Source organism: Nocardiopsis sp. JB363 (assembly GCF_900143625.1).
GTDB lineage: Bacteria > Actinomycetota > Actinomycetes > Streptosporangiales > Streptosporangiaceae > Nocardiopsis.
This window is the reverse complement of sequence record NZ_FRFF01000156.1, coordinates 1-4,694: the sequence shown is the minus strand read 5'-3', so window position 1 is coordinate 4,694 and position 4,694 is coordinate 1. Positions and strand designations below refer to the sequence as shown.

3 protein-coding genes and 1 pseudogene are annotated in these 4,694 nt (G+C 68.9%); 3 read left to right on the top strand and 1 reads right to left on the bottom strand.

The genetic code is table 11. The features are described 5' to 3' along the window. Both BQ8420_RS24450 and BQ8420_RS24445 read left to right on the top strand, forming a co-directional pair. Positions 1 to 807, top strand: a pseudogene (locus BQ8420_RS24450) (serine/threonine protein kinase); the annotation flags it as partial. A gap of 69 nt (positions 808 to 876) precedes the next feature. Next, entirely contained in the window at positions 877 to 1,845 is a 969-nt protein-coding gene (locus tag BQ8420_RS24445) for an exonuclease domain-containing protein (protein ID WP_087101586.1), read from the top strand. Positions 1,846 to 1,972: 127 nt separating this feature from the next. On the opposite strand, the gene BQ8420_RS24440 is transcribed toward BQ8420_RS24445, so the two are convergent. Further along, a complete protein-coding gene (locus BQ8420_RS24440; protein ID WP_087101584.1) occupies positions 1,973 to 2,968 on the bottom strand; it encodes a polysaccharide lyase family 1 protein in 996 nt (331 codons plus the stop codon). A gap of 516 nt (positions 2,969 to 3,484) precedes the next feature. Between BQ8420_RS24440 and BQ8420_RS24435 the strand changes: the two genes are divergently transcribed. Beyond that, positions 3,485 to 4,639, top strand: coding sequence for a Gfo/Idh/MocA family protein (locus tag BQ8420_RS24435; RefSeq protein WP_087101582.1), 1,155 nt, complete (start codon positions 3,485 to 3,487; stop codon positions 4,637 to 4,639). Positions 4,640 to 4,694: the final 55 nt, after the last annotated feature.

Below are 4,694 nucleotides of genomic sequence, written 5' to 3'. Positions count from 1 at the left end.
CCCACGGGCAACAGACCACCCCACCCCTATGGGCCGCCCCCGCAGCAGATGGGGCACCAACAGGCGACCCCGCCCTTTTCGACCCCCACCACCCAGATGAGCGGCGCGGGCACCATGCCCGTGACCCCACAGGGTTCGCGTCGCCTGTCCTGGCCGGTGGTCGTACTGACCCTGGGACTGGCCTCCCTGGTGGTGGCCGCCTCCCTGGTCGTGTTCAACCCCTGGAGCGATGAGGAGGGCGTGGTCTCGGCCGGTACCGGAACCTCCGAGGAGGAGGCCGGCGAGGAGCCCACCGAGTCCGGGGAACCGGCGGCCTCGCCCTCCACCCCCGCTGTGGAGACCGACGAGGAAGGCGACCCCACCGCCGCGGGCATGACCTGGACCCAGGACCCCGAGGGCTTCTCGATGCTCGTTCCCGACGGTTGGGTGCGCCGGGTCGAGGGCAACAGCGTCTTCTACGACTCCCACACCGACAACTCCTACCTGCAGGTGGACCGCACCGCCCACCCCACCGACGACCAGTACCAACACGTGCTGGACCAGGAAGGCGGCTCCGGCGGTGCCGAACGCTTCCCCGATTACGAGCGGGTCCGGGTGGAGGACGTCACCGGAGACACCGACTTCCACTCGGCCGCCGACTGGGAATTCATCTGGTCCCAGAACGGAACGCCCCGGCACCTGCTGGCCCGCAACATCACGGTGACCAGCGGTGACTACTACACGGTGCTCTTCGCCGCCGAGGAGAACCGGTGGACCCAGCAGGGCGACCTGCGCGAGGGCGCCGTCACCTCCTTCGACCCGTTGTGACCACGGCGGTGGACACGCGGCGGTACCCTCGATGCGTTCGTCCCTGAGCTGTGAGAAGGAGGGGCCGGGGTGACCCACACCTGGACCGCGATCGACTTCGAGACCGCCAACGCCGACCGCGGCAGTGTCTGCGCGGTGGGTCTGGTGCGCGTCGAGGAGGGTCGGGTGGTGGACCGCTACAGCACCCTGATCCGCCCACCGGAGCAGGTGTCGTTCTTCTCCCGGCACAACACCGCGGTGCACGGCATCACCGCCGCCGACGTGGTCGGGGCTCCCACCTGGCACAGCGTGCGGGACCGGGTCCTGGAGTTCGCCCAGGGCGGGGCGCTGGTGGCGCACAACGCCGCCTTCGACATGGGTGCCCTGCGCCAGGCCTGTGCCCACACCGGCCAGGATCTGCCCGCCCTGGACTATGCCTGCACCCTCGCCCTGTCCCGACGCACCTGGGACCTGCCCGACCACCGTCTGCCCACGGTGTGCGCGCACATCGGCCACGACATCACCCAACACCACCGGGCCGACGCCGACGCCGAGGCGGCCGCCCACATCATGCTCGCCGCCATGCGCGGTTACGGCACCACCTCACTGCCCGAACTGGTGCGCGCCGCACGCATGCCGTTGCGCAAGGCCGAGGCGATCGCCGCCGCCGTGGTGCCCGTGCTCGCCGCACCCGCGCCGCCTCGGGCCGCGGCCACCGAGGACCGGTTCAGCCGTTGGCAGCAGGCCGCGCAGGCCCCGCTGCCCGAACCCTCCCCCGACGCCGACCCGGCCGGCCCACTGTTCGGACGCACGGTGTGCGTGTCCGGTGACCTGGCCGCAATGGACAAACCCGAGGTGTGGAAGCGCGTCGCCGAGGCCGGTGGCCGGCCCGCCAAGAACGTCACCAAGAAGACCGACGTGCTGGTGGTCGGCGACAGCGACCACGGAGGCAAGACCTCCAAGCACCGACAGGCGGAGACCTACATCGCCAAGGGCCAGCGCATCGACATCATCACCGGCTCGGAACTGATGGCCCGCCTGGGCATGGCCTCGGCCTGAAAGGCACCGGACGGCGCCCGCGCACGTTCGTCGAGTCGACCTTGAGGTCGACATCGGTAGGGCCGCCGCCCCACCGGCTCGGAGCTCCGGGGTGGTGGGGCGGCGACCGTAAGGGGCTATCCGCGGGTCACAGGTTGCCGGGGCCGGCACCGTCGCCGACGATCGAGGGCACGTCCTCGGCCGGGTCCAGGCTGTAGGAGTAGGGGATCGACTCCACGGTCCCGCCCCCGCTCTCGGGCTCGCCGGAGCCGTCGAAGACGTTGTCGCTCTCCTCCACGGCGCCGATGTCGGAATCGGCGTAACCGGTGTGGGTGGGGTTGTCCACGTCCTCGAAGTAGTTGCCCTCCACGAGCACACCGCCGCCCATGGTGGAGGCCACGCCGTACTCGTCGTTGTCGCGGTAGTAGTTGTTGTACACGTGCACCGGGTTGCCGAAGCGCACCCGGGGGTGACGGGTGTCGGTGCCGTCGAAGTAGTTGTGGTGGTAGGTCACCCGCAGGTGGCCGGCGTCTTCGGTGTGGTCGTCGGAGTGCCCGACCAGGGACGTCTTGTCGTGGTCGAAGAAGTGATTCCAGGAGATGGTCACGAAGTCCGACTCACGCTTGACGTCCACGGCGCCGTCATAGCCGTCGGTGAAGCTGTTGTGGTCGACCCACACGTTGGTGCTGCCCTCCTGGACGTTGACGGCGTCGTCGTCCCAACCGGAGAAGGCGATGTTGCGGATGATCACGTTGGACACACCGTCCACGTCCAGGCCGCCGCCGGTGATCTGGGCGCCGTCCAACCCGATGAGGGTGGTGTCGGCGGGCACGTCGTTCATACCGGACAGCTCGATGGAGCCGTCGATCTGGATGACCTGGGGACCGGAGCTCGACAGGGCCGAGAGCAGCCCGTCGGTGTCGGAGACGGTGACGACGTCGCCGCCCTCACCGCCGGTGGTGCCGCCGTTCTCGCCGGCCCAACCTGAAGGGGCTTCCTGGGCGGTGTTGATCAGGTCGGCGTGGACGGTGGATTCCGGGCCGTCGGTGACGGCGAGCAGACCGAGCGCGAGGGCTCCGGCGGCGGTGCCGGCCAGCAGGACGGTGCGTGTGGGGGAACCGGATTTTATGGTCACGGATCGCATGTTGGGTTTCCTTCGGAATCGGGGGGTGGGAAGCGCGGGACGCCCCTGAACGGAAACGGTGCGCGGTCGATGGCTCTCGGGAGTGGGCCCGTGCGCCGGACGGGAAGGTGGCCCGTATTCGTGCAAACGCTTTCCGTGCACAAGAAGCTACGATCCCGTTACAGACAAGTCAATGCCGGTAACGCGAAAGATTCGCCCACGATCGCTCTTTCCTCATGTCACGGCAGGTCGATGCGGGTCCTGCGGGGTGATCTTTCCGCGTGGCCCTCGTGTTCGGGTGTTCGTAGAGGGACGCTCACGCTCGGAGATCCTTGGCAAGCGTTTGCTCGTCGATGCGGCCCGGTTCGCCCTGCTGCGGTGCCGCTCACGGTGTGGCACGGGGGTCGTGTTCGGGCCGCTCGTGCGGGTGTTCGTCGATGCGACGACGGGCACTCTCCCTCCGGGGTGGGTCTGGTGTGATCGTCGTGTTTGCCGTACGCTCTGGAAAGCGCTTTCAAAGAGAGGTGGTAACAACCCATGGCAGACCACGTGCTGGGCATCGCGATGAACGGCGTCACCGGCCGGATGGGCTACCGGCAGCACCTGACCCGTTCGATCCTGGCGATCCGCGACGCGGGCGGCCTGGAGTTGCCCGACGGCACCCGTGTCATCCCCGAACCGGTGCTGGTGGGTCGTTCCGAGCACAAGCTGCGCGAGATCGCCCGGCGACACGACATCGAACGCTGGTCCACCGATCTGGACGCGGTGCTGGCCGACGACAGTGTCTCGATCTACTTCGACGCCCAGATCACCCATGCGCGTGAGGCGGCCGTACGCTCGGCCATCGCCGCGGGCAAGCACGTCTACGTCGAAAAGCCCACCGCCGACACCCTGGAGGCAGCCCTGGAGCTGGCCAAACTCGCCGAGCAGGCGGGGGTGCGCAACGGCGTGGTCCAGGACAAGCTCTTCCTGCCCGGTCTGCTCAAGCTCCGCAGACTCATCGACAGCGGCTTCTTCGGAAAGATCCTTTCCATCAGGGGCGAATTCGGTTACTGGGTCTTCGAGGGCGACTGGCAGCCCGGCCAGCGGCCCAGCTGGAACTACCGGGCCGAGGAGGGCGGCGGCATCGTCCTGGACATGTTCCCGCACTGGCACTACGTCCTGGAGAACCTGTTCTCCCCGGTGCGCACCGTCACCGCCCGCACGGCCACCCACATCCCCCGCCGGTGGGACGAGAAGGGCCGGGCCTATGAGGCCACCGCCGACGACGCGGCCTACGGCATCTTCGAACTCGCCGACGGCACCCTCGCCCAGATCAACTCCTCCTGGAGCGTGCGGGTGGACCGTGACGAGCTGGTGGAGTTCCAGGTGGACGGCACCCACGGCAGTGCGGTGGCGGGCCTGCGCGACTGCCGCATCCAGCACCGCTCCACCACCCCCAAGGCCAGCTGGGACCCCGACGCCGTCGACACGGTGGGCTACCGCGACCAGTGGGAGCGGGTGCCCGACAACACCGAATTCCCCAACGGTTTCCGGGCCCAGTGGGAAGCCTTCCTGTCGCACGTGGTCTCGGGCACCGACTTCCCCCACGACCTGCTCTCCGGGGCGCGCGGCATCCAGATGGCCGAGGCGGGGCTGGACTCGGCTCGTACCGGACGCACCGTCGAGCTGAGCGAGGTGACGACCCGATGAGTTCCCTGATGTTGCCCTCCCCCGAGGGCGACATGGTCCCCTTCACCCCCACCGG